The sequence below is a fragment of the Thalassobacillus devorans genome, assembly GCF_011761345.1.
Taxonomy (GTDB): Bacteria; Bacillota; Bacilli; order Bacillales; family Halobacillaceae; genus Thalassobacillus; species Thalassobacillus devorans.
This window is the reverse complement of record NZ_JAASRY010000002.1, coordinates 114,703-141,317: the sequence shown is the minus strand read 5'-3', so window position 1 is coordinate 141,317 and position 26,615 is coordinate 114,703. Positions and strand designations below refer to the sequence as shown.

General features: G+C 43.6%; 21 protein-coding genes. 2 read left to right on the top strand and 19 right to left on the bottom strand.

The features are described 5' to 3' along the window. Window positions 1-60: 60 nt before the first annotated feature. The 12 genes from FHS45_RS08065 to galU form a co-directional block, all read right to left on the bottom strand. Window positions 61-1,704, bottom strand: coding sequence for an acylphosphatase (locus FHS45_RS08065; RefSeq protein ID WP_062442269.1), 1,644 nt, complete (start codon window positions 1,702-1,704; stop codon window positions 61-63). 40 nt (window positions 1,705-1,744) lie between these two features. Further along, complete coding sequence (locus FHS45_RS08060) at window positions 1,745-3,370, bottom strand: acylphosphatase (RefSeq protein WP_062442272.1); 1,626 nt, start codon at window positions 3,368-3,370, stop codon at window positions 1,745-1,747. Between the two features lie 30 nt (window positions 3,371-3,400). Next, window positions 3,401-4,825 carry an ATP-grasp fold amidoligase family protein gene (locus FHS45_RS08055; RefSeq protein ID WP_062442275.1) on the bottom strand — a complete coding sequence of 475 codons (1,425 nt, stop codon included), beginning with the start codon at window positions 4,823-4,825 and terminating at the stop codon, window positions 3,401-3,403. Further along, the gene (locus tag FHS45_RS08050) at window positions 4,809-6,071 is read right to left on the bottom strand and encodes a hypothetical protein (RefSeq protein ID WP_062442277.1); all 1,263 of its coding nucleotides are present in this window, start codon (window positions 6,069-6,071) and stop codon (window positions 4,809-4,811) included. Before FHS45_RS08050 ends, FHS45_RS08055 begins: the two co-directional genes overlap by 17 nt. Beyond that, window positions 6,064-8,013, bottom strand: coding sequence for a glycosyltransferase family 2 protein (locus FHS45_RS08045; protein WP_062442278.1), 1,950 nt, complete (start codon window positions 8,011-8,013; stop codon window positions 6,064-6,066). Before FHS45_RS08045 ends, FHS45_RS08050 begins: the two co-directional genes overlap by 8 nt. A gap of 24 nt (window positions 8,014-8,037) precedes the next feature. Continuing rightward, window positions 8,038-9,714, bottom strand: a complete 1,677-nt coding sequence (locus FHS45_RS08040; protein WP_148350043.1) for an ABC transporter ATP-binding protein — start codon at window positions 9,712-9,714, stop codon at window positions 8,038-8,040. 61 nt (window positions 9,715-9,775) lie between these two features. After that, window positions 9,776-10,552 (bottom strand): ABC transporter permease, encoded by a 777-nt coding sequence (locus FHS45_RS08035; RefSeq protein ID WP_062442279.1) that lies wholly within the window; start codon window positions 10,550-10,552, stop codon window positions 9,776-9,778. 54 nt (window positions 10,553-10,606) lie between these two features. Then, complete coding sequence (locus tag FHS45_RS08030; RefSeq protein WP_062442280.1) at window positions 10,607-11,392, bottom strand: glycosyltransferase family 2 protein; 786 nt, start codon at window positions 11,390-11,392, stop codon at window positions 10,607-10,609. Window position 11,393: 1 nt separating this feature from the next. Continuing rightward, window positions 11,394-12,539: a glycosyltransferase gene (locus tag FHS45_RS08025; protein ID WP_062442281.1), complete on the bottom strand. Its 1,146-nt coding sequence runs from the start codon at window positions 12,537-12,539 to the stop codon at window positions 11,394-11,396. 27 nt (window positions 12,540-12,566) lie between these two features. Continuing rightward, window positions 12,567-13,685 carry a glycosyltransferase gene (locus FHS45_RS08020; protein WP_062442283.1) on the bottom strand — a complete coding sequence of 373 codons (1,119 nt, stop codon included), beginning with the start codon at window positions 13,683-13,685 and terminating at the stop codon, window positions 12,567-12,569. Window positions 13,686-13,884: 199 nt separating this feature from the next. Further along, window positions 13,885-15,192: a UDP-glucose dehydrogenase family protein gene (locus FHS45_RS08015; RefSeq protein WP_062442285.1), complete on the bottom strand. Its 1,308-nt coding sequence runs from the start codon at window positions 15,190-15,192 to the stop codon at window positions 13,885-13,887. Between the two features lie 13 nt (window positions 15,193-15,205). Continuing rightward, entirely contained in the window at window positions 15,206-16,093 is an 888-nt protein-coding gene (galU, locus tag FHS45_RS08010) for a UTP--glucose-1-phosphate uridylyltransferase GalU (protein WP_062442288.1), read from the bottom strand. A 209-nt stretch (window positions 16,094-16,302) separates the two neighbouring features. Here galU and FHS45_RS08005 point away from each other — a divergent pair, with 209 nt between their 5' ends. After that, complete coding sequence (locus FHS45_RS08005) at window positions 16,303-17,616, top strand: nucleotide sugar dehydrogenase (protein WP_062442290.1); 1,314 nt, start codon at window positions 16,303-16,305, stop codon at window positions 17,614-17,616. Between the two features lie 48 nt (window positions 17,617-17,664). On the opposite strand, the gene FHS45_RS08000 is transcribed toward FHS45_RS08005, so the two are convergent. The 7 genes from FHS45_RS08000 to FHS45_RS07970 all read right to left on the bottom strand — a co-directional run bounded on the left by FHS45_RS08000 (window position 17,665) and on the right by FHS45_RS07970 (window position 24,840). After that, window positions 17,665-18,756 (bottom strand): glycosyltransferase family 4 protein, encoded by a 1,092-nt coding sequence (locus FHS45_RS08000; protein WP_062442293.1) that lies wholly within the window; start codon window positions 18,754-18,756, stop codon window positions 17,665-17,667. Between the two features lie 519 nt (window positions 18,757-19,275). Then, on the bottom strand, window positions 19,276-19,908 hold the full coding sequence (locus FHS45_RS07995; protein ID WP_062442295.1) for a hypothetical protein: 633 nt from the start codon (window positions 19,906-19,908) through the stop codon (window positions 19,276-19,278). Window positions 19,909-20,067: 159 nt separating this feature from the next. Continuing rightward, window positions 20,068-20,547 (bottom strand): VanZ family protein, encoded by a 480-nt coding sequence (locus tag FHS45_RS07990; protein ID WP_229717843.1) that lies wholly within the window; start codon window positions 20,545-20,547, stop codon window positions 20,068-20,070. 157 nt (window positions 20,548-20,704) lie between these two features. Further along, window positions 20,705-20,950: a hypothetical protein gene (locus FHS45_RS07985; protein ID WP_062442298.1), complete on the bottom strand. Its 246-nt coding sequence runs from the start codon at window positions 20,948-20,950 to the stop codon at window positions 20,705-20,707. 171 nt (window positions 20,951-21,121) lie between these two features. Beyond that, window positions 21,122-22,390: a tetratricopeptide repeat protein gene (locus FHS45_RS07980; protein WP_062442300.1), complete on the bottom strand. Its 1,269-nt coding sequence runs from the start codon at window positions 22,388-22,390 to the stop codon at window positions 21,122-21,124. Window positions 22,391-22,794: 404 nt separating this feature from the next. Then, window positions 22,795-23,664, bottom strand: a complete 870-nt coding sequence (locus FHS45_RS07975) for an AEC family transporter (protein ID WP_341829887.1) — start codon at window positions 23,662-23,664, stop codon at window positions 22,795-22,797. Window positions 23,665-23,985: 321 nt separating this feature from the next. Beyond that, a complete protein-coding gene (locus tag FHS45_RS07970) occupies window positions 23,986-24,840 on the bottom strand; it encodes a MurR/RpiR family transcriptional regulator (RefSeq protein ID WP_062442307.1) in 855 nt (284 codons plus the stop codon). A gap of 201 nt (window positions 24,841-25,041) precedes the next feature. On the opposite strand from FHS45_RS07970, the gene gntK reads away from it, so the two are divergent. After that, window positions 25,042-26,601, top strand: coding sequence for a gluconokinase (gene gntK / locus FHS45_RS07965; RefSeq protein WP_062442309.1), 1,560 nt, complete (start codon window positions 25,042-25,044; stop codon window positions 26,599-26,601). Window positions 26,602-26,615 lie beyond the last annotated feature (14 nt).

The window sequence follows — 26,615 nt, the reverse complement described above, 5'->3', positions numbered from 1 at the left end:
TTACAACGCCAGGATTGATAACCCCGTGTAACCAAGGGTACACGGGGTTATATTACCCTACTAAGCGTCCTTTTTTACCAATGACTTTACTTTCCTCAATGGTTCTGTAGCTTTCCAGGATGTGCTGTTAAGGATATGCTGGTTGTCTTTTTCAATCCTGTTCTTCTGTTTCGTCAGATATTTCAAATCTTTATCCATCTTCCGTAAGGCGTGCTGTACGGATTTCAAGTTGTTAGTATTGTATCGTTCAGCAATTTCAAAGCCGACCGTAACGGGCTCCTCATGATTTTCTTCCACTACTTTATTGACCTTGGAGTTTTGTGGATATTGTGTAATCAGTTCTTTGAATTCAGCAATTGCTGACCTGTCTGTACCGGCAACTACGATTTCGATTTCATCAAACACCATATTTTTTACATAGCCATGGAGATTACGATCCATTGCGTGCTTCTTTAACCAGCGGTGGTAGCTTTGCCGTTGAACCGTGCCGTATACCGTGAACTTCCTGGCATATAATTTCCCCATCGGAGCAGGAGCCACTTCCACTTCAAGCGCCGCCCTGTTTTCTAACGGTTCCAGGATATTAATCAAATCAAAATAAACTTTGGATTTTTTAGTATCTATCCCTTTTGTTTCTGGAAAATAGTAATCAATAAGTGCTGCAGGAATGTCACGCGCTTTACCTTTCAACGGGAACAGCGCACCGCCAATTTGAGCAGTCGGGTTCAATTCGATGACGACACCCGCTACGTCCATCGAGCGGTTTTCATTTGCAATGATATCGACCCCGCCATGATCCAGGCCAGGTACAGCTTTAAGTGCATCAATTGCAATTTGCTTCATTTCCTTAGACATCGTCTCGGTGACATCGATCGGATCGCCGCCAGAAGAAACGTTTGTCTTCTGTCTCAGATAAATTTGTTCCCCTTTTTTCGGCACACTGTCCAGTGAGTAACCGGCTGATTGAATGAACTCAAGGATTTCCGTATCCATATGGATCAGACAGCTGTTCAAACGGGCATTCTTCTTCCGCTCCCTGTTTTTCAATTCGATCAGTTCTTCGATGGAATGTTCCCCATCACCAGTAATGTTAGCAGGCTTACGATTATAAGCAGCAATCACTTCGTCTCCCACGACATAGACCCGATATTCTTCTCCTTCGACATGCTGCTCCACAATAACCTCATCATACCCTAGTTCATGGCGTACATATTGCATCGCCTTCAAAAATTCTTCGTCATTATTGATATTGGTTACAACACCGTTTCCAAGGCTGGCATTGGTCGGCTTTAATACAAGGGGATAATCAATCGTTTTACTATAGGCGATGATTTCTTCATCCGTTGCCTCTGGATCAAAGCCTTTACCTTTAGGAACAGGCACGCCAGCTTTATCAAGGACGACCTTGGTATCATCTTTCTCCGACGCTACTTCTACTGCATCATTCGCTACGATATCTCCTCGTGTCCGGAAGAAGTAATGGGTCTTCTCATCGGAACTGAGGGAAAATAACCTTCCCGGCGGATTGACACCGAAGACAATCATATCTTTGAAGTGTTCCGAGTCTTTGGTGTACCATTTCAGCTTCAGGCCTCTTCGCCATCCTTCCAAGGCTACTGCAAAAGCATCCAACCTCGTTTTTCTCGCATTTTTGACAATATCATTGGTAAGTTGGGGAAGACTGATTCCCTGCTGCTCACTCATTTTCTATTCCTCCTACACCGTACCTTACAGATGGTTGCTGTTATGATTTGATCTTCTTGACGACTGCTCCTGCCATACGAATCGGTTTTGTCGCTTTCCAGGAAAGACTCTTATGGAATTTCCTCCGCTGGAGTTCTGCTTTTTTCATGGCGTGTTCTGTCACTTCAAGCTCCTGCCTGAAAACTTTTAATTCCTCAATTTGTGTTTTCAAGTCTGCTTTAATTTCAAAACCGACTTTGATTGGATCCTCGTATACTTCTTCTTGAATTTCAATAACCTGGGCTCTCTCTTCGTCTTCCCAGATTCCGTTTTTGAAGTCATCTACCATTTCCGGGTCTGTACCTGCCACGACAATTTCGATATCTCCATCGTCCCTATTCATAACAAATCCATGCAATTCGCGTTCAAAGGCTTGCTTCCGTAAGCCACGGTGATAGCCAATATCCTGGACATCCCCACTGACGATATACTTCTTCGCAAAAATTTCATCTTTCGGTGATGGGGTTACTGTAACTGCAACCGCATCTCTTGCTTGTAGTGGATCAAGTACATCCTGAAAATCGAAATAAGTTTTTGTCTTGTTCAGTTCCATACCTTTCGTTTCCGGAAAATAATAATCAATGATTGCGGCTGGGATATCCCTCGGTTTTCCCTTCATCGGATAAAGAAGGCCACCGATTTGTGCCGTAGGATTCAATTCAATTACATAACCGTTTCGCTTATTATCTTCATGCGTAATTAAATCAACCGCTCCATGCACAAGGCCCGGGACTGCTTTAATGGCATTGACGGCAATGGCTTTGATGTCCGGGTGCAGTTCGTCCAGTACATCGACAGGATCTCCACCAAGGGATATGTTGCTTTTATCACTCAGGAAAATCTGCTCTCCTTTTTCTGGAACCATATCTGCTGTATAACCTTTTCGCCCCATATATTCCATGACATCCTGATTCATTTCGATTGGACAGCTGACAAGCCTTGGGTTGAGACTGCGCTCTTCATTTTTGATTTCGATCAGCGCTTTGATGTCATTGACGCCATCTCCCATAACGTTAGGCGGGATTCGATTCATGGCACCTACTACTTCATCACCCACGACGTATAGTCGATATTCCGGTCCAGGGATATAGTGTTCAACTATGACATCCTGGTAATCGAGCTCACCGCGCAGGTACTCCAAAGAATAGCGAAGCTCTCCTTCGCTGGTTATATTGGACATGACTCCACGACCGAAACTGCCGTCTGTCGGCTTTAAGACAACCGGGTATCCAATGTGGCTTGCGAACTCAATAATTTTTTCGTTATCCACGTCTTCAGTAAACTGCTTTCCTTCCGGTACAGGCACGCCTTGCTCTTTCAATACCTGTTTTGTCTGTTCTTTATCTCTTCCGATATCCACTGCTTCGTTGGAAACCAGGTCCCCTCGAGTCCGGAAGAAGTAATGCGTTTTCTCACCGGAGCTTAAGGAAAATAGTTGTCCTGGTCTGTCGACAAACCATGTGCGCATTTCCTTGAACTTCTCTGAATCTTTCACATGCCATCTTAATTTAAGCCCTCTCCGCCAGCCTTCCAGTGATACGGCATAAGCATCCAGCAGGTTACCGTGAGCAGCTGCTACGATTTGACCGGATAGGTGCGGCAGCCATTCTGTGTTGTTCTCGTCCATCAGATTTCCTCCTAAAACTCTATACATTCTTTAAGGGGTCAAATTTTCCTTCAACTTTTCATATTCACTGAACTTTTTACCGGCAAGCAGGTCTTCCGTCAGACGGGATTCCGCTTCCAGGAACAAATCTCCCAGCCGCCTGTCCGTTTGTTCGTCGAATTCATCATAGTTGCCAGGTTTCGGTGTGAATTCTCCGAATACCAGCCCTTTTTCCGATTTAAGAAAATCGATTCGGATGAAAGGCGCTGGAATCTCTGTGCTGATATCCGCAGCAAGTTCTATTTCCGCTGCTGTTACGCCTTTCCCTTGATAAGGGTCATCCTCATATTTGCCTGTCTTCACTCGCTCGCCATCTGCTGTCCACCAGCAGTATTTCACCTCAGGATAACGGGTGATTTCCAGGATAAGTCCCACCTTGCCATAAAAGCAATAGAACTTGATGTCACTGGCGGGAATCTTTTTCTCTTTATTTTCTAAAATAAGTTCTTCCAGATACCAGCTGTCTTCCTCCACCCAGCCGGATTGGAGGTCTTGATCCATTGCGTCTTTCAATTTGTCCCAGCTTTCGAGTTTTTTCGATCGCTTGACATCTATTATATCATCAAATGTATGGACCAGATAAACGCCGCGAGACCCGGCCCCATTGGCTGGTTTGATTACGAATCCAGTTTCTTCAGGGACATCTTCCGCTCGATAAGTCTCTTCGGTCGCCCATGGTATACGTACATTCATTTGCTTCATAAATTTATAAGCTGTCTGCTTATTGTCCAGCAGCATCTCGGGGAGTGACCCAGTCAGCTGGAGTTTTCTCATTCGCATGTTGAGACTCGCCCGGTAAGAAGCGGCGGGCGCAAGTGAAATGGGTTGATTGTTAAGCCCTTCCCGAATTAGAAACTCAGGTATGTCTTCGATACTAAACCCTTCGAGCACCTCTCGATAGGCCAATTTCCGGTATTCCTGTTTCTCATTCATCCACGTTCTTGCGGCATACCGCAACGCTTCATTATAGTTTGTCTCATGCCGGTGCTTTTGTTGCACCATTTTTGTAATGTAGTCGAGGAGTTTTCCGTCCTGCTTCTGCTCTTTGGCCACTTTCAGTATTTGATGGCTTTTCATCTGACGATCATCGAGCATAGCTTCGGCTAACTGTTCTTTTATTATTTCTAATTCTTCTCTGAGTTCTTGATTTGTTTCCTGCTCTATATGAATCTGCTGCTTGTCTGCTTCATTTGTTCTCCCAGTCACTCTGCTGACTAAAGTTTGTGCTTTACGCAGAGGAGCAGTATACTTCCAGGCCTTACTTTGCTGCAATTGTTTGGTTTCTTTTTGGTTTTGCTTAAGCTCTTGTTCCTTTTTGGCAACCTCTGCTTCAACTTGAATCATATGTTTAAGGTATGCCTGTTCATCATCTTGAGGGGATACTTGCTGTTTCTCTTGTTCATGATTGTCCGTCATCGGTTTTCACATCTCCCCTCGGTTGTTTTATAAGCCAGTCATCAAGAAAAGCTTCATAGTTGCTGCCATTAGAGCTATACCAGTCCTGGCTCGCTAATTTAATATATTTCAATTCCCTATTTTCCCCATCGGTTAACAGACTTCTCACCTGTTCGTTCCTTGGATGCCATCTTGCCTGCTTATCTGCATAATCCAACAAATTTCGCGAACTGCGCCTTAGTGAATAACCATGCTGGCCTCCTGGTGTCGTATCCATGACGACTCTTACCATATTGGCCACGATTCTTGGCAGCTGTTCTTGTTTTTCTTCCAGCACCTGTGGGTGTTTGATGATCAGCAGATTACAATTGACTTGCTGGTCACTGTCGACCAACTCTACGACTTCCTTATCAATCAATTTCTGGATAGCAGGATTTATTATTGTTGGTGGCTTGCGAAAATCATAGGTTGCCAAGGAAACAAGTCCTGTCTTTAAGCCTCTTGCCTGGTTGATGTGGATTTCTTCGATTGTATCTTCAAGCTCTTTATCAGGCAGCCGGAAATCTGTGGCGAATACTACATCTGCATTTACTTGCTCTTCAGGTAATAGGGAAGATTGTTGTTTTTCCTTGCCTTCTTCTAAGATTGCCAAAGCCTTATGCAGCTCTGGATAATCCCAAACCGCAAGAGCTTTCTGCAAAACTTGTTTCGCTTTTTGTTTATGGTTAAGCAGGTGCAGACTTTCTGCTGTAGTAATAGCAGCCTGTCTGAGCAAGTCTGGATCACTTTTTCCCTTGACGGCTGCAGGCAGGTAAGACAATGCTCGCTTTGCACCTGAATCCGTCTTTTTACTGGCATACCAGCGTGACAGTTCCAAAGCAGCCAGCCGCTTCATGTGCTGGTCGCCTGATGTTGTATATATTTCTTTAAGATCTGCCAGAACGCGTTCAGTAAAACCTAATTCATATAAATAGTAACAATAGGTTTCCATCCGTTTTGTACCGGATTGGCGTCGTATTCCTTTTTGGAAAAATGCGCGAATTTTCTTTTTGCCTCGAAGCACACGGATGACATCTATTATAAGAACTTTCATTTGTTTCGCCTTGTGAAGCAGGCTGAAAATCTTACTGTTTTTCATGGCATAATAGCTGGCTTTTAGTCGTTTCAGCTTTTCTTCACTGGCTGCCAATTCCTTATCTTTCTCGGCTAGTTGACGTTTAAGCTGCTCATATTCTTCCGCATAGTTATGGGTCTTTGCTTCAGCCATTGCTGTTCCGCCTTTGGGTAAAAAGCTCCCTGGCCGGTTGAACCTCTCCGAGCAGCCCCTTTACCTCCTCGGATAGCACACTGTTTTCACTTGCATACCAGTGCGCACTTTCACCAAAATACAAGTTGAGATGTAGCTTGGCCTGCTTTAATTTTTCTTCGCCTGCTTCTGTCACATGATGATCTGCCACAGCTACTCTTATATCTTTTGCATCTATTTCCGGAATATATTTCTGCTTATCTTCCAGGACACTGGAATCTAAAACATACATTTCACTGGTTATGATTTTCTCGCCATAAACAAGCATGTGGACTTTATCACCATCTATCAGGTCTCTTACACCGGGGGCGATGGACTTTGTGATGCTGAGGTCATACCCATACATCTGTACCAGTCCGACACGTTCATCAGTGCGTGCAACCAATTCTTTTATAAGCTTCAGTTTCGTTTCTGGCATGACACGGAAATCAGCTGCCAGGACTTTCTCGAAATGACGTTTCCCGTCCGGTTTCTCCTCACGTTCCGGCCACATCGGTTCTGGTACCGGGAATGGGCGTGTCGTCTGCGGGTACGGATAATATAAATTGTCCGCCTGTCGATGATAGTGTTCCAGACTTTCGACATACTCTTTTCTTACGCCCATGAAAAACCCATTATAGCCAAAAGCAGAACTTCCAGTAAGAGAGGAAACAGACTGCCTTGGCAAGGATAATGGGCCAGTTTCAAGATCGACGTACTTGTCTTTCCCGAAAGTTTTTAACAATCTCCGCTTAAATTCGCCATCTGCTGCAAATCTCACACTATCCCAATAGCCTACTTTCTCCATAACTGGTTCACGCCGGAACATGATGGATGACATATTCGGGAAAATGTATTTACCAGGAGTCCCACGGCGATATAGCTTCAAATCTTCTGTCAGCCGGGCGTGACCAGACGTGTTAGCGATTATGTCGGGATTCTCAAGCAAGTGGCTGACCTGCTTCTCAAGCTTCTGTTCATGAGACCAGTCATCCGAATCATTAATTGTGACAAAATCCCCCTTAGCAGTCTGGAGAGCGATATTACGTGCTATATAAGGTCCACTGTTCTGAGGAGTAGAAAGCAGTTTTACCCGCTCGTCTTTAGCGACGTATTCTTCGACAACTTTACGGGTTTCATCCGGGCTATGGTCCTCAACAACAAGCAACTCTAGATTCTGCCACGTTTGCGACAGGATTGATTCAATGGCTGTATGAATTCCATCCTCCGCTTTGAAAGCTGGAAGAATGACGGAAATCAACGGACCATCGGTAATTTTCTTACCACTAGAGATCGTTGTAAGGTCGTCATACTCCGGTTTCTGTTTAGAAGCAAACGAAATAGGCTGCAGCTGATAGGCTTCCATCGCCTTGTTCATCCACTTCAGCCTATCTTCAATGTTATCTTCTAAATTTGCCATTGCTAAATAAAGGTCAGGGTGCTTCTGCTTTGCCAGCATTTCTTTAATCGTTTTTTTGCCTTCATCCTGTTTTCCCAATATGTCATAGCATTCTGCCTTAATAATCGCAACCCTTCTAAGATGATCATGGCTGGTTTCCATACGGGCTGCTGCAGGAAGGTATTCCAACGCTTTTTCTGCTCCTTCTTCGGAGTACTTATTCGCATTCCATAGCACTAATTCCCAAGCCACAAGCCGTTTGATATCGTCACCTTTAACTTCCCCGAAGAACTGTTCTAATTCTTTCAAAGCACGTTCGGTGAAACCCAGGTTATACAGGTGGTGCTTCAATTGCCGTAGTTTCTTTCTTTGGAGGAACTTCTTGCCATGAAGAATTTCTTTCAGCCTCTGCTTTAGTTCCTGTGAAAGAAGGTCACCTAATTTTTTTCGTTGTTTTTCATTCAACACTGTATACAACAGCCAGTCCATTGGCCCGGCTGCCACTTTTTTCAGAAGACGTAACATATCGAGTCACCACCTGATCCCTGTTTATGATTTTTGATCTGCTTCTGTAGTGTTCGTCGTTTTATTTTTCGACTGATCGTTGGTTTTATTGACCGTTTTCGTCGTATCATTTGCCTGTTTCGATGTTTTCGTGACGCTTTTTCCATTCTTAGCATTAGCATTATTACCTTTGACGCTTCTTTTCTTTTTACGGACCTTCTTTTGAACGCCTTGGGATTCCCGGTATTTAGCTACCGCCTCTTCGGCACTGCCATCGAATTTTACCTCACCTTTTTCCATCCAGATTCCTCTTGTACAAATTTGTTCAATAAATGTCAGACTGTGAGAGACAATGATAACGGCCTTAGCACGCTCCATCATTTCCTGGATGCGTTCACTCGCTTTCTGTTTGAATGCCATATCACCTGTCGACAATGCTTCATCAATAATAAAAATATCCGGTTTTAAAATCGCTGCGATGCTGAAGCCGAGCCGGGCTTTCATACCACTCGACAGGTCTTTCACCGGTTTGTGGATTTTCTTACCTAACCCTGAAAATTCCACGATTTCATCATATTTCTCATCGACACGTTTTTTTGGTATACCTAGCAGCATCGCATTCAAATAGATATTATCAGCACCGCTTAAATGCGCGTTGAATCCTGTCCCATAACCTAGTAATGCCGAAGTTTCTCCGTGCAGTTCAATTGAACCTTCATCCGGTGCCAGGATTTTCGTCAGCACTTTACAAAGTGTGCTTTTTCCGGCTCCATTATGACCAATGATTCCTACGACTTCCCCTTCTTTGATTTCGAAGCTGACATTTTTTAATGCCCAGAAGTCTTTATTACTTAGCTTGAACCGTACGCCGAGGTTTTCCGCTTTGATAATCGCCTGCTCCGTTACATCCGTTTCGGTCTTTTCCAGCTGCAGATTACGTTTCCTTCTTGGTGGCCGCGGCGGTACGGAAGCTTTATAATTTTCTACCACTTCAGCTGGATCACCAATCTCCCGTACTTCTCCGCCATCAATCCACATAAGGCGGTCGCAGTTGCGACGGGCATAATTAAGGCTATGGGTGACGATGATAACCATCTTCGCCTGCTGTACGAGTTCCTTCATCTTAGCAGCCGCTTTTTTACTAAATTTCGCATCACCTGTATTGAGTGCTTCATCAAGTATAAGGATTTCCGGCTGCAGGTGGGCAGCGACACTGAATCCAAGTCTTGCCTTCATCCCACTTGAATAATATTTCATCGGCTGATAGAAAAATTCGCCAAGGTCCGAGAATTCATGGATGTCATTGATATATTTCTCAATCATTTTTTTATCGATGCCGAGCATCATCCCATTCAAGTAGACGTTCTCTTCGCCGGTCAGCTCTTTATTGAAGCCCATGCCAAAAGAGAACAAGGCGGTGACCTTGCCGTCTACCTCCATTTCGCCTTTGTCTTCCTGAAGGATGCCCGCAATAATTTTACTGAGCGTCGTCTTGCCCGCGCCATTCGACCCGATGATACCCAGGATTTCCCCCTGAACACCTTCAAAGTCGATATCAGTCAACGGCCAGACCAGTTTATCTTTTTTATTGCCTCGTCCTTCTTTGAAAAAACGGAGTACCCGGGATTTGTAGTCATCCCTGTAGTTACCGCCAAAGAAAGAAACTCCTACATTTTTTGCTTTTATCACTTTTTCCTGCGTGTTGTCTTTGTTTATAGACAATTGAAAAACCCTCTTTTTATACAAAATTCTTCACTGGGAGCGTTTAGAAAAGTGCAACAACCTACAGTGCCTTGATAATTTTGTGTTCATTGTTGCTGTAGTAGCGAATCATGAAGATGATAGCTGCTACTGACAGGACAAAAATCACCAGAAGTCCTGTGAATGCGGGATTGGATTGATGCATCAGTACAGCACGATAGGACTCGACGATAATAGCGATTGGATTGAAATCCACTGCCCAGCTGTATTCCGGCGGCAGTCTTCCACCTTCCCAAATAATCGGGGAGGCATAGAAAAATATCCGAATAACGTACGATAACAAATTATCGATATCCCGAACGAACACAGTCATATAACCAAGAATCATTCCAACTCCTAGAAGGAAAACCGTCTGTACCAGTACAATCAATGGCAGATAAACGACCTGCCAGCCTGGCATGACCCCATAGATAGCAAGGAAAGCCGCTACTACTACAAGTCCGAACGCAAAGTTAAACAGCTGTGTCAGTGTAAATGACAACGGAAACAGCGACTTAGGCAAATAGACTTGATTAATAATCGAACTGTAGCGTGTTATGGATTTTGCCGAAGTATTGATGGTGGCACTTATCGCACGCCATGCCACCAGTCCGATAACAAGGAACAATGGGTAATTCTCCCCGCCCCTTCCGAGAATAACAACTACCAGGAAGTAGTAAACAAGTACGTTCAATAGCGGGTCGAGCAGCCACCAGAAATAACCGAGATAGCTGTTCCGGTGCTCTGCTTTCAGTCCGGATTTCACAAGATATATCAATAAATCCTTACGTTTAAGCATTTCCTGCAAATATGTTTTCATAACTTCTCTTGACACCGTCCAATTTCTTCACAGCCAGATGAACTCCAGCCAAAATTATTGTGAAATTCTATATTTAATAACATCCCTAATCGATAATACCGCATAATGCACAAAATACCAGATACTTCTCGGAAGACTTTGCTTCTCAACTTCCCGGAACACACGCCAGTTCTGCTTAGCCGCCTTCCACTTGTTACTGGAAATCGAATTACCGACGACACGGTATTTTGACAACACCTCCGGGATTCCGTAAGCCAGAAACCCTCTTCTCGTCAAATCAAGCCAAAGGGCGTAATCCTGTCGGGTACGGATGTTGACCATTTCGACACTGCCGGTTTTTTCTGTATCGAGCATTACTGTCAGACAGCCGATGACGCAGCGCTTCATGAGCGCGTCATAGTGCACTGTCGCCGGTGCTTCTGTAATGGCATTCGTTTCGGTGCCGTCCTCTTCCATTCTGCGGTATTTCGTGAAAGAGAAAGCGACGCCGGTTTCCTGCATGAACTTCAATTGGCGCTCCAGCTTCTCCGGGATCCATAAATCATCACTATCTAAAAATGCAAGATAACGACCGTCTGCCTCCCGGATCGCTGTGTTACGTGCTATCGCCGATCCTGAATTTTCCTCGAGAACAATCAGGCGGATACGCGGGTCTTTTTTGCGATATTCTTCTACTATCTCTACCGTCCGATCCTGTGACCGATCATCCACAATGACCATCTCCCAGTCCGTAAAAGTCTGATCGATGACGGATTGGATCGTCTCTCCGATAAAACGCTCTGCGTTATAGGCAGGCGTAATGACGGAAACTAATGGTGTCTGATTATTTTGCATTGTCATCCTAACCTTCCATCTTCGCCGGCTGTTCGCCTGACAGGCGCTGATACCAGCTGATCAGTTTCTGTTCTTGTGTCTGCCAGTTCAATTCTTCCATTACGGCCTTCTTGCCATTCTCGCCCATTTGCTTCGCTTCTTCCGGGTAGGTACGCAGATAGTCGAGAGCATTGCGGATCGCCTCGTCATTATATGGATCGACGGCAATGCCACACTCATGTTTCTCGACGAAATCCTTCCACACCGGAAAATCAGAGCAGATGACAGGGAGCCCGGCATTCATATATTCAAAGAACTTCGTCAGTTCTTTTCTCCTGTAATGCTCTGTCGGTGGAAACAGGGCGATTCCTGCCAGCCAGTTTCGGCTGAGGTAGCGATCTTCTATCACTTCTTTTTCGATGAAGCGATCAATCCCCTCAATCACCAGTTGATCTTTCTGGTCGCCTGCCACTTCATACATTTCCTTAGCTAATGGTTTCGGGCATTTACCGACAAAATGGACCGATAAAGTTTTATCAATCACTGGCAGTTTGGCATGGAATAAAGCTCCACGCACTTCTGTAACATTACCCGTATAAATCACTTTATCCACCGCTTCGCCGGCACGCGTATGATTGATGAACTTTTCATTGACCGTCGGGTAATTCAGGATGCATGTCCCTGTTGGATAAATATCTTTATAATACTTTTCCGCGAGACACAGCTCCATCTTACGCGTGAAAAGTTTTTCCATCGATTTATAAATAGCTGCTACTGCTTTTTTTACCGCAGGTTTCATATAATCCTTTTGAAGGATGCTAGTCATGTAATCTTCATGGATATCATAGATAACGACGTTATCCTTTTTCTTCAGCAGCCAGCCGATCGGAAGCAATTCAGGATCATGAAAGTGATAGACATCTGCATCCATTTTTTTAGCTTTCCGGTATACCTGCCAGGTTCCGAAAAGCATCCGTTTCAGCTTGCTATTACACTTTTTCACGGGAATATGCCGGATCGGCTTGTCTGCCAGTCCGCCGTTCTCATCCCTCTGGGCGATCAGGGTCACATTATACCCCGCTCGCTGAAGAGACTTGCATTCCTTATGAAAAATCCTTGGATCATATGGGTGGTGGACCGTAGTGAGGTGCACCACTTGTTTTGGATTCACCATGCTTCTCATCCTCTGTTGGTTCGTTTCCTATTGTTCTAGTGTTTCGATGAACATTGTTTCGTATTCTTCGGCAATTTTTCTCGCATGAAAATCATTCGTACGCTTGATGCCTTTTCTGACTATTTCAGCACGCTGATTTTCTTCTAATATAAGTAGTTCGTAAATTTTGTTTGCCATATCCCCATCGTCCCCAACTTTACACATCGCTCCGAATTCTCCATTATTAAGGACTTCTACCGCCCCAGGCCGGCAGCTGGTAGAAACAATCGGCGTGCCGGTCGCTAGTGCTTCTGCCAACACATGACCGAACCCTTCTCTTTTAGAAGAAAGAACAAAGGCATCAGCATGATGGAAATAAAGGTAAGGGTTGCGCTGGAAACCAAGGAAGTGGACTTTGTCTGCGATTCCAAGGTTTTTAGCAAGCTGCTTCAACTCTTGCTCGAGTTCTCCTTCACCAAGGATAACCAGCCTGACTGCGATGCGCTCGTTCACCTGCTTAAAAGCCCGTAATAAAGTCCGATGATCCTTATCATTGACCATTCTCCCTGCAGTAATGAGGACTTTGTCATCACCTGCAAAAATCGGCTGGTGTTCTTCTGGCAGTGTTTCTTTTTTCATCATAGATCGGATGGTATCAATATCAACAGGGTTGTAAATGACGGATATTTTGTCAGGACGTACTTTATAACGTTTAACGATATTCTCCTTTACCCCATGTGACAGGGCGATAACCCTGCTTGCACGGCGGTAAAGCAACCCATAGAGCTTCAGTTTGAAATCTGCCTTGAAGTTTCCACCGAGATAAGCCGCTTCCCGGACAACATTTTTCGCTTTCGTGCCAGATAGGATTGTAGCAAGAATTGCAATCGTATTATAATTTGGAATCGTACTGAATACGATGTCCACCTTTTCTCTGCGAATCACCTTCGCCAATGGAAAGATAGCTGAACGCAGACGCTTCGTATCAAGCTTAATAAACGTAACGTCTGAATCCAGGTAAGACTCATAGCTTCCATTATAATCCAAAGTGACAAGTATCGGGGTGAATTTTTCCCGGTCCATGTTGTTGATGATATTCAAAATCGTGCGCGCTGCACCGCCCGCACCTAGTTGATAGATAAAAAACAGAACTTTCTTCTTTTTCATTTTGGCTTCAGCCTTTCGTTACATAAAAAAGCACCATTATACTTCACGCATTATATCATAGCAAAACTGATAAATAAATTTCGGAAAGATTACAAATAGCTATCAACCGGACAGTTGAGCAGTCTGGCAGCTAGTCGCTTTCAGTACAAAAAAGCTTCCAGAGAATATTAGTTTCCCTGCAAGCTTTCCAGTTAATTGGTTACCCGTAAATTACCGGGCGGCCGATAGAGTGGTACTCGACGCCACTGTCTTTGACCTGGTCTAAATTAAAGCAATTCCTTCCGTCGAACAATAGCGCTTTGTTCATCCGTTCTTTGTAACCCGTTAACGGGAATTCTTTGATCTGCTTCCACTCTGTAAGAATGATTGCCACATCGGCACCTTGCACCGCTTCTTCGGCACTTTCAGCATAGTTCACTTGACCAGGCAGCACTTTTTTCGCGTTGGCTACAGCAACTGGATCATAGGCTACGACAGTTGCGCCTTCTTCCAGCAGTTTTTCCGTAACGGCGATAGACGGCGCTTCCCGCATATCATCCGTGTTCGGTTTGAACGATAGACCAAGAACCGCTACCTTCTTGCCTTTCAGATCATACACACGTTTCAGCAGCTTATCTACAATGATACTCCGCTGCCGTTCATTGACATCGACCACGTTTTCCAGGATAGGCATGTCATAAGCGATTTCCTTGCCAATCGAGATGATCGCCCGTGTATCTTTCGGGAAACAGGAGCCGCCAAAGCCAATCCCGGCATTCAGGAAACTTTCTCCGATCCGCTTATCCATCCCCATTCCTCTGGCGACATGATCGATATTAGCACCGATTTTTTCCGAAAGGTTCGCCATTTCGTTGATGAAGCTGATTTTCGTCGCTAGAAAGGCATTGGAAGCGTATTTGATCATTTCGGCACTTCGCAGATCCGTCTTGACAATCGGCAGGTTAAAGCCGGCATTTACTGCTTCCAATAGTTCTAATGCTTCTTCATCATCGGAACCGATCACGATCCGGTCTCCATGGAACGTATCATAAACAGCAGAACCCTGACGCAAAAATTCTGGATTAGAGGCTATTTTTATATGTACCTCATGCACTAGATTCGCTTCAATGATTTCCTTGATATACTCATTTGTACCGACGGGAACAGTGCTCTTAGTCACGATAACCGTGTCGTTCTCCAGGTGTTCAGCAATATCACGGCTCGCTGCTTCAATATAGGTCAAATCAGCGGAGCCGTCTTCTCCCTGCGGAGTTCCAACTGCCAGATAAACAAGCTGCTTGTCCTTTAATCCTTGCTGGTACTCTGTTGTGAATTCGACCTGCTCATTGTGGAGGTTTTTCTGAAGAAGCTCTTCCAGACCTTCTTCATAGATAGGGCTTTTCCCACTATTCAACTTTTCTACTTTTTCCTGATCGACGTCGATGCAGGTGACATGATGTCCAAGCTCCGCCAGGCAGACACCGGTGACCAGGCCGACATAGCCTGTGCCGATTACTGCTATTTTCATAAGTCCTTCACTCCTAGTTGTTTCTTAGGTTGTCCAGCTTCTTTTCCATATAAGCTTTGATTTCTTCATGTAGGTCTTCCCGATTTAAGGCAAAGTCGATCGTCGCCTGGACAAAACCGAGTTTTCCTCCGATGTCATATCGTTTTCCAGTAAAGTTGTACGCGAGTACCTTTTCCCGGTCATTCAATGTTTCAATCGCATCAGTCAGCTGGATTTCGCCGTCTTTCCCTGGGGGCTGTGTTTTTAAAATGCCGAAGATTTCCGGCGACAACACATAGCGGCCCATAATTGCCAGATTGGATGGCGCTTTTTCGACCGGCGGTTTTTCCACCAGTGACTCAATTTCCTGTACCGCTTCTGGATAGCCATTTTTATCGGATGGGTTGATAATGCCATATTTTGAGACATTTTCCCACGGAACATCCTGGACGCCGACCACAGAGTGACCGTACTGATCATATACATCGATCATCTGCTTCAGACATGGTTCCTCCGCCTCCACAATATCGTCCCCTAACAGAACGGCAAACGGTTCATTGCCGACAAAGCTCTCAGCAACACTGATCGCATGACCGAGCCCTTTCGGTTCTTTTTGCCGGATATAATGGATGTTCGCCAGACTGGAAATCGATTGAACCATTTCCAGCATGTCCGTCTTCCCTTTTTGTGTGAGTTTTTCTTCCAATTCATAGGAAGTATCAAAATGATCCTCAATCGCCCGCTTGCCACGGCCGGATATGATAATAATATCTTCGATGCCTGACTGGACCGCTTCTTCTACAATATACTGAATGGTCGGTTTATCGACGATTGGCAGCATTTCTTTCGGCTGTGCCTTCGTAGCAGGTAAGAAACGAGTCCCAAGCCCGGCGGCCGGGATGATTGCCTTTTTTACTCTCATGGTTACTATCCCCTTTTTCAATCACGATAGTTTATATGCTAGTAGCTATTCTATCATAAACCATACCGCAGTAATAAAACATCAACTGTCATTAAATTGTTATATACGTATAATATTAACCGCTACACAAATGTTATAGATGCATGTATGATATTATTGTTGTAATGTATACTATAAAACTCCCCATATAAAGGCAGGAATTTAAAATTATGACTCTATATTCAAAATTACAGGCAAAAGAAGAAAAAATCGCGGTGATTGGACTAGGGTACGTAGGACTTCCTTTAGCCGTTGAATTGGCGAAAAAATATGATGTCGTCGGCTTCGATGTCAACGAGGCGAAGCTTGACAAATATAAGTCTGCCATCGATGTAACAGATGAAGTCGGAAATGAAGCTTTATCACAGACAACGATGACCTTCACAAATGACGAAGATGAATTAAAAAAGTGTAAGTTCCATGTCGTAGCTGTTCCTACCCCGATCAATGTCGATAAGACACCTAACCTCAACCCTGTAATCGGCGCGAGCAGAACAGTCGGCCGCAACCTGACAGAAGGTTCTATTGTGGTCTATGAATCAACGGTTTATCCGGGAACTACTGAAGAGATATGCATTCCTATTTTAGAAGAAGAATCCGGATTGTCTTTCGGTAAAGACTTCAAAGTGGGCTATTCTCCAGAGCGAATCAACCCTGGTGATAAAGTGAATACACTTACGAAAATCACCAAGATCGTTTCCGGCTCTGATGATGAAGCACTGCAGGAAATCTCTGCGCTATATGGTTCTATTATTGAGGCTGGAGTTTTTGAGGCAGAATCAATCAAGGTTGCTGAAGCAGCTAAAGTCATCGAGAATTCCCAGCGTGATATCAATATCGCATTCATGAATGAATTATCTATGGTTTTCAACAAAATGGGAATCAGCACAAAAGCCGTACTGGAAGCAGCAGGAACAAAATGGAACTTCCTGAAGTTCACTCCTGGTCTTGTTGGCGGTCACTGTATTGGTGTTGACCCTTATTATTTCACTTATAAAGCAGAGCAGCTTGGCTATCATTCGCAGATTATCCTGTCTGGTCGTAAAATCAATGACGACATGGGCAAATATATTGCAAGTAACGTCATTAAGAAAATGATTAAGGCGAAACAGGAAGTAGATGGAGCGAAAGTAGCCGTGCTCGGCCTTACGTTCAAAGAAAATGTCGGAGACGTCCGGAATACGAAAGTAATCGATATCATTGAAGAACTGAAAGAATATGGTGTCGAGTTGCTTGTCCATGACCCGGTTGCCGATGCTGAAGAAGCGCAAAGAGAATTCGGCATCACTCTGGTTGATAAAGAAGAGCTGACCGATTTAGATGCGATCGTCTATGCTGTTCCTCATCAAGTGTTCAAGGATGAGTATACTTTTGAGAAGATTGACAGCATGTATAAGGATGACCGAAAAGTGCTTATCGATGTCAAAAGCTCCCTTGAGCGTAAAGAATGTGAAGATAAAGGCTACCATTACTGGAGCCTGTAACGAATATTCACAAAGATTAAACGCCCTGCCGGTTAGGCAGGGCGTTTTTCATGATGAATCCTTTTCTTTTTTTGCTGACTTTGATGCTGTTTTTTTGACCGTATCAATAACGGGTTTCTTTCCTCCCCTCATAACTCCGGTCATTTCAGCAAATAAGTGCAGAAGCAATAATATTAAGAACGTGAGTCCTAACGCCAGCGCAAAGGATGCATAGGAGAAAATTACTCCAAGGAACCCAAAAAAAGCACTGAAGCCATATAAAATCAACACTGTCGTACGGTGACTCAACCCAGCCGCAATTAACTGATAGTGGATATGCTGGCTGTCAGGGGACATGATATTCTGTTTATTCCGGAGTCTCCTTAAAATAGAAAACATTGTGTCAAAGATAGGGATTGCCAATACAAGAATCGGAATGATAAAACTGAAGAAAGTGATACTCTTCATTAAACCGACAACAGAAATGACAGCAACTGAATAACCAAGAAATAAGGATCCTGTATCTCCCATGTAAATTTTCGCCGGGTAAAAATTATGCGGCAGGAAACCGAGATTACTGCCGATCAATACGACACAGAACATGACAGCAGCAGCATGATTATCAATAAACGCCATCACCGTAATACTTGTCAATGCAATTGTTGTGACACCTGTGGCAAGCCCATCCAGCCCATCGATTAGATTGATCGCATTTGTCACCCCGATAATCCAGAAAAATGTCAGGATAACACCGGCAAAATAGTTCAATGGAATCTGACCGATCAAAGGAATCGTCAGGTTTTCCATTACTAATCCTGAAGAAATTAAAATGACAGCTGCAATGATTTGACCAGTAAGCTTCACTAATGGACGCAACTGATAACGGTCATCCAGTAAACCGGTGAGTGTTATAATGGCAGCTCCAATAGAAATCGGCCAAAAAAATTGGTTGGTGGGCTGAAAATATAAGAGACCTGCTACAGCACCGGCAAAGATCGCCAGGCCTCCCATCCGAGGCGTTACCGTTGTATGTATCTTTCTAAGCTCCGGATAGTCCATGACTTTCAGCTTCTGAGCCAGCTTACGCACCGGAAAGGTCAGTATGAAACTTGTCACAAAAGAAATTACCAGACCAATAAGCAAATTATTTATAGCAAGCATAGGGGGACCCCACTTTATCGTTAATGTTTAAATATCTAAGTTTGACCTCTTCCATTCTACATGATTATCCCGTAATCATAAAGCAGGATTGTAAAATGAGCCCCCTGACAAGCGACTAGGCACGATTCATCCTAATTGCTGGATCAACTGTTCAATCGCTTCCTCTGTCGTTTCGATCTCTTCCATTTCACTCTGCCTGATTATATTTTGTAACACTTCACTCAAATTTATATCTTCTTTCATTGTAACTAGCTCCTCTTCCCTTTTATTTATACATATGCATCTAAAGGCTGCTTGGTTTATACTACACATATTTACATATCGATACGACAGTAAACTTCGATTTCCGACTGTTTCATTTAAGATAGGGTATATTTATCTATTATAAAACTTGGCTTATCGCCAAGTCCTTATGGAGGAATCTATATTATCTTCTTTTACTTTATAAAAAATAAATTTCTGAAAGTATAAAAAAAGGTTTGCCCGCACAAGGACAAACCATCATGTTAGTTATTTATATTAGCAAGTCGTTCTTGACCGTGAGTGTGTGCTTTTAGCCTTCACAACAAATTCCGACGTCTTCGAGGTAACAATTGCGGTTCCCTGTGCAAGCTCAAACAATTCCTCGAAATACCTGTCACTTTCTTCGAATTTATTCTGAAAATAATATTTAATCCCTAAATAATGGAACAAAGCTTTGTCGAATATTTTATTATGCTTATTTAAATCATTCGGTTTGTCCAAAAAATAGCTTAAATAATTATCTTCGATCCATGCTGCATGCTCGAACATCTGCTTTTGATAATGGTAGACTGTCAGCAGTAAATGATAGATCATTTCCTGATGAAGGGATGGAATCGGCTGATAAAACTCTATTTCAGAAACGATGGTATCGATATCCTTTTTCACTCCTGCCAATAAAGCATTTTGCAGTTTTTGCAACAAATGATGGAGGTACTGGTCGGTGGTCATATGATCTGCAAAATAGGAAACTGGCCTGTCGAAGTATTTGCTGAGGTACTGGATACTTGAAGGCGGCAGTTGAATCAATCCATTTTCGAGCATCTTGATTTCCTCACTTGGAATGTTAAGCTCGCCTATTGTAACCCCGTTGATATGGCATAAATAATCGATACGCGACTTCAAATTCATCATAACGCCTCCCGCACTGGATGTCTGTTAATGATTAAACCCAATGTATCACAAGGCATATAAGAAGTTTGTCATTTCTTGTTAGGATATTCTGTTTATTCTGAAAAGTTTTCGACAAATACGGGAAATTTCCCGGGAAATAGTTGGTTTCAGACAAAATTATTTTCCTGATTTTCGTAAGGATGACACAATAAACAGGATTCCTACAGCAATTGTCGCGCCTGTCGTATCTAATAATACATCACCGAAATATGGAGTCCGATTAGGCGTCATTCCCTGATGCCATTCGTCAAAAGCGGCATACACCACAGTCAGGATCCACGCCGTAATAATGACCATTTTATTGGTCAGGCTGGTGGATTTCCTTAGGGAATAATAAAATAGCAGGGTTAATATAAGAAAAACGGTCACATGGGCACCTTTTCGGATAAAAAATTCTACCAGCCCTGCCGCTCCTAATGCCTCCAGGCTCACTTCAGAATGGTGATAAGTAAAATGAACCGGTGCAAGAAACGGATTTAAAAAGGATAAGTTGATATAATCTGATAACATCGGTTTGATGTCCTGATCCTGATAGGGTTGAGAAGAAGAATAAAAAATAATTGCCATCCAAAGAAATGGCCACACCCAGTATCTCACTTACTGCTCCTCCTTTACAAAAACTACTAACCACTAGTTTTCATTAAAAAGCTTTATTAAAAAACGCCAGGAAAAACCTGCAAGCAAGCACTTGCAGGTTCAGGCATTTTTGAATCAGTTATTGTCTCCGTGTCATGCATCCTTTTGTATTTTTCCTCTATTTGTTTCGCCTTTTTTTATATAATTCATCAAGGACTGGATAGACTTCATCCAGTTTCCTTTTAACCTGATAAGCTTCATGATAATTTAGCAATTGTTCATACGCTTGTATCGCCCGATCGATATCCGATTTCTCTAATATTTCTGCCTGCATCTGTTTTACTAAGGCTTCTTCCCATTCGTCGGCAGCTGCCTGTAACCAGATTGTTTTTATCGTAATCGATAAAGTAGGATATTGGCACATCCCAGCATTCAGCCAGATGTGCAGCCTGGTGTGAAGCCAATAGGAGTTGACCGGAAAGAATCTGTTTCCACTCCTCTTCCCTTATAATGCTTTCATTTAAATATGGGGATGGAAGCCCCTCTATCTCTATTAAACGTTTTAACCGCTTCGCAATTTTCATCAAACCATCCTCTAAGCGTGTTTGGCCTCTTTCTGGCTTTTATGCAATGCTTGATGACGTTTTTTATAGAGAATTTCCATATCTCTATTTCCTATTTTCTTATACAGCTCCGCAAGCACTGGGTATAGCTCATCCAATTCGCTCATGAACTGGACTTTTTCATAATATTTTAATGCCTGTTCATACAATTCAATCGCCGTTTTCGGATCGCTTTCTTTTCTCATCTCAGCTTCTGCCTTTTTAGCAAGTGATTCTTCATCTTCATTCCCTGCTGTTTGATAAGCCAGCTTGAGATAGTGGTTAGCATCATCCTGCTGTTTGGCTAAGAAATAGTTTCTGGCTAATGAGTGATAGGCTAAGAAAAGGTCTTCCTTCAATTGATTGGATTCTTTGATGTCTTTCGACTCAAGAAACATTTCTATTGCTTCCCCGCGACGCTCTTGCTTGCTGTAAAGGAGACCAAGATTATGATACATCCGTGAACGCATGAGAGGAGTCAGATCCAGATGTTCCATTTTTTCAAAATAATAGATAGCTGCCGGGTAATTCTCCTTTAATAAATAAAGGACACCAAGGTAATTTCGTGCAATTGCAAGGCCTCTATTTACTTTATTTGTTAAGCTGAACTCTTCCATCCGTTTCGCAAAATCAACCGCACGGTCGTATTCCTTATTTTCATTAGCGATCAATGTGAGGTTCTGAATCAATGAAATAACTTCTTCTTTATCACCCGTCATCTCCAGCAGCCGTTCAAAATAAGCGAACGACTCCTCCCTTTTCCCCTCATAATAATATTTAAAGCCATAATAATAGAACAGTGCTTTTTGAAAGACACCGCTTTCTTTCATGATGCGATTATTCGGCAGCATATAGCTGAAATATTCTGACTCCAACTTTTCTATGTTGTCCAGCTTATTTTTCTTATAAAAATGAACTGCCTGTAAAAGCTTAAAAATCACTTCCTGCATTAATGAGGGAATAGCGTAAGGTGCAGAAAGATCACTTAGTGTAACCTCTGCCTGCTTATTATTTGTCAGCATATCATGCTGCAGGCTTTGGAGCTTGCGGTGTATATCTATATCTGTTTTATTATAATCCGTAAGATAGGCATATGGGATCTTCCAAAGTTCAGCCAGATAAATAGCCTGGTCTCGGCGAAGTGGAAGAAGTCCAGCGAGAATAGCCTCCCATTCTTGCTGTAGAAATGGAGCCTGATGAAAGTCCGGCTGTATGAAGTTCTCTGTTTCCAGCAAGTAATTCAATCGATCGGCAATATTCATGTTAGTTCCATCCTCTAAGTGAGATTCATGCTTTACATAATCATCAATCAGCATGTGATGCGGGGTGTTGTTTATGGTGGTGTTATGTGAAGGTCATGATGTAAGTTTCGTAGATTTTAATCAGCAGTTTTTTCTATCGACCAGATAAAGCCTTAAACCTCTCAAGGCTAATTAGTCTAATGAGTTAATACTGTTTTGCAGTTTATGGAAATACCTGATATTTTTGACCCGTTTTGTGGTGGCCGTTTATGCTATTCTTCCGTCTGATAAACTATCATTCTGGGGCTATCATATCACACTATTATAACACATGTATTTACATATTATTACACGTTTTTTAACGAAGATTACTATAAAACACCCCGGATCCCTCCTATTTTTGGAAGAATCCGGGGTGCAGTTGTTTAAGCGCCTAGTAGGATGAGCAGTATTGGAAGGGTGATGATACTTAGCAATGTGGTAACTAAGGTAATACTTGAGACTAACTCCGGCTTGGCATCGAACTGTAGGGCGTACATTGTAGTCGTAGCTGCTGATGGGCAGGCGGCGGCTACAATCATCACTTTTGCCATCAGTGGATCCATAGGCAGTACTAATGTCAACAGATAGGCGATCAACGGAGATGCCAGCAGACGTACCGTAGCACCATAGCTGATTTTGACCCAGTTCATATTTTTCACGGTAATTTCAGCAAGCTGCATTCCGAGCGTGATCATCATTGTTGGGATGGTGGCGTCCCCTACTAATGTGATAGCAGATAGCAGGCTATCCGGAACAGGAATCGACCCCAGGTTCATCACTAACGCAACGATGACCGCATAGGTCGGAGGCATTTTCAGTACGGACTGGAAAGCAAGCTTAATTCCCGCACTTCCCCTTGCTGCGTAATACACGCCAAAAAAGTTCATGATGATCGCCTGCAGCACCATGAATGAAACGGCATACATGAATGCTTCCTTTCCGAAAGCGAAAAGGATAATCGGCGTCCCATAATTGCCCGAGTTCATAAAGGCAGTTGAGAGAATCATACCGCTTTCCATCGCTTGGTTATAGTTCCTCAGTTTAGCAATAATTTTATTGATAAATAATATTGCAATCAACAACAATACCGCGAAAGTCACCATGATGACATATTCTTTATCCAGCTTCGCGTCATAGAAGGTGTTGAAAACGAGGTTTGGCATCATAATGTACAGGGTTACGGTAGCAAGCGACTTAATGTCGAGGCGCGCGACCAGCTGGATGATGTATCCCGCCCCGAATATGAGCAACACTGGCAGGACTACTGAAAGAAATACCGTCATCTTGCTGTGCGCCCCCGATTAAATTGCTGTAATTTATGTGGTAATTGAATTTGCGCTGCTGCCATAAGTAATTTTCCTTTCTATTTTTCTGTTCGCGCTTCCTGTAAGAGTTTTCGCGCTCGATTGCCCAGTTCCGCGCTATATTAGCGATTTTCGCGCGCAAAAATTAAAAATCGCGCCTAATATCAACTTTTCGCGCATAGGTTTGCTCATTTTTGATCGATAGACAGAATTATTAATCGAAAGCCTGCGCTTTTTGATCGCAAACCAAATAATAATTATAAATCAGTACTATAACCTCTTCCGTGATATCGCTTTTCGCATTTTCGCCATCGCTTCCTGGGATTGCTCTTTCCTTTTCACGCTGTAATTGACATACAGCGCATCTATAATCGAAAGTTCAGCAAGCCTCGATGCCAGCGCTTCGGAGCGATAACCTGTCTCTGGTGAAACGGTATACAGAGAGACGTCTACCGCCTTGCTGAAAGGAGATTTCGCATAATTGGTGATACCTATTGTCGGGACCCCGTTCTGTTTGGCGACATCGACGACTTCCAGTAAATCCTTGTTCGTCCCGGTATGGGAAATGAACAGTGCTGCATCTTCATTCGTCAGCTGGGAAGCTGCCATCAGCTGCAGATGCGTATCGGTATAGGCATGGCTTGGCAGTCCGCTTCGCATGAACTTGTGCTGCCCGTCCAGAGCCGCTACCCCGGAGCCCCCATTACCATAAAAGTGAATCTGTTTAGCATTGGTAATGATATCAAGCGCCTTTGTAAAATTTTTTTCATTTTGGATTTCCCGTGTATATTCAATGGCATTGATGTTTGCCTGGAAAACTTTTTTCATAATATCCATTTCGGAATCTTTTTCATTGATTTCCTCATGGATGTCTTTGATCGGGCTGACCAGCTCGGAAGCGAGCGCAATCTTCAATGCCTGATAGCCTTTGAATCCAAGCCGCTTGCAAAAACGGAACACGGTCGCATCGGCCACTTTCAAATCATCTGCCACTTGATTGATGGAAGAATGAACGATTTTTTCAGGCTCGGAAATGATATAATCCGCAATCTGTTTTTCTTTTTCACTGAACTGCTGATACGATGAGCGAATTCTTTTTAATACGTGCAATGGTGCTTCAGCCATGCTCCGTCCCCCCTTTTTCAGACATGTAATCAGTTTAAACGATTTAATTTCCTATTAAAAGTAATAGGTGAAAAATTTTTTCATCAATACGGGTTGAATCAAAAAAAATTTATTGTATAATCGGATTTAAAGAAAATAATTTTCACAACACTTATTTTTTTTACTAAAACTGAAAACGCTTCAATGATGGGAGGGATAGAGATGCAGCAATCTGTTGTCATCGCGATTGATATCGGTACCACGAGCACAAAGACACTGGCCTACGATACCAAAGGCACCATTTGGGCAGAGGTGGAACAGGAATACCCGCTCCACTCCCCGGTACCGACGAGAAAAGAACAAAACCCGGAAGAAATCTACCAGGCAGTAAATTCGACATTGGCAGATGTTGCTAAGCAAGCCTCCGATAAAAACGCCAGGATTGCAGGCATCGGGTTCAGTTCTGCTATGCACAGCCTATTGGCACTCGATGAAAATGACCAGCCGCTCACCAGTGTGATCACCTGGGCAGACCAGCGGGCGACAGAAGAAGCAGAATCTCTAAAAGCAAGTGGCGGTCATGACATCTATTTACGAACTGGAACTCCGATTCATCCAATGTCGCCGCTGACGAAACTGCTCTGGTTTCGGAAAAATAATCCGGAGATTTTTGACCAGGCAGCGAAATGGATTTCCATTAAAGAGTATGTACTCTTTCGATGGTTCCAGCGTTTCGTTGTCGACTACTCCATCGCTTCCGCTACCGGCCTATTTCATTTGGAAAATCTGGACTGGGACGAAGAAGTGTTGAAACTGACCGGGATCAACGAACAGCAATTGTCCCGCCCAGTTTCGACTACCTACACCCTTGAAGGGATAGACGAAGGTCTGGCTGAAAAGCTACACCTTGATCCTTCAACCCCAGTTGTCATTGGTGCAAGCGACGGTGTTCTTGCCAATATAGGCGTCGGTGCTATTGACCCTGGTGTTGTCGCCTGCTCAATCGGGACAAGCGGGGCGATCCGAACCGTCGTTGACAAGCCGATCGTTGATCCGAAAGGAAGAATTTTTTGTTATGCCTTAACCGAGGGTAAATGGGTTATCGGCGGTCCGATCAATAATGGCGGGATCGCCTTCCGCTGGGCGCGGGATGAGCTGTTTGCTGACTTGAAAGAAGCTGATGAAGGAGATGTCTATCAGGAGCTGACCAGTCGGGCAGAGAAAATCCGTCCCGGTGCAGATGGTTTGTTGTTTTTACCATACTTGACCGGTGAACGCGCACCGTTCTGGGATGCCGATACAAAAGGAATGTTTTTTGGCCTGACATTGAACCACGGGCGCGACCATATGGTTCGCAGCGTTCTCGAAGGTGTCATTTTCCAAATGTACTCTGTCGTTATCGCTTTGATTGAATCAGGCGTCGAACCAAAGCAGTTCCGTGCTGGCGGAGGTTTTGCCCGGTCGGAATTATGGCGGCAAATGATGGCGGATATTTTCGAAGCAGACATCGTCATTCCGGAAAGCCACCAAAGCTCGTGCCTCGGTGCCGCCTGGCTCACGATGAAAGCGCTTGGAATGATTGAAGACATAACAAGCATCAAATCGATCATCAACACAAAAATGAAACATTGTCCAATCGATGAACACTTGAAAATCTATCGTGATCTAAAGCCTATTTTCTTAAGGCTTGCACGCCAGATGGGCTATGAGTTTAAGGCAATTTCAGAATTTCAGCGTACACACGGCCACGGAGATGAAAAGCTGTCATCCAGAATTAACTAGAAAGGAGTTTTTGT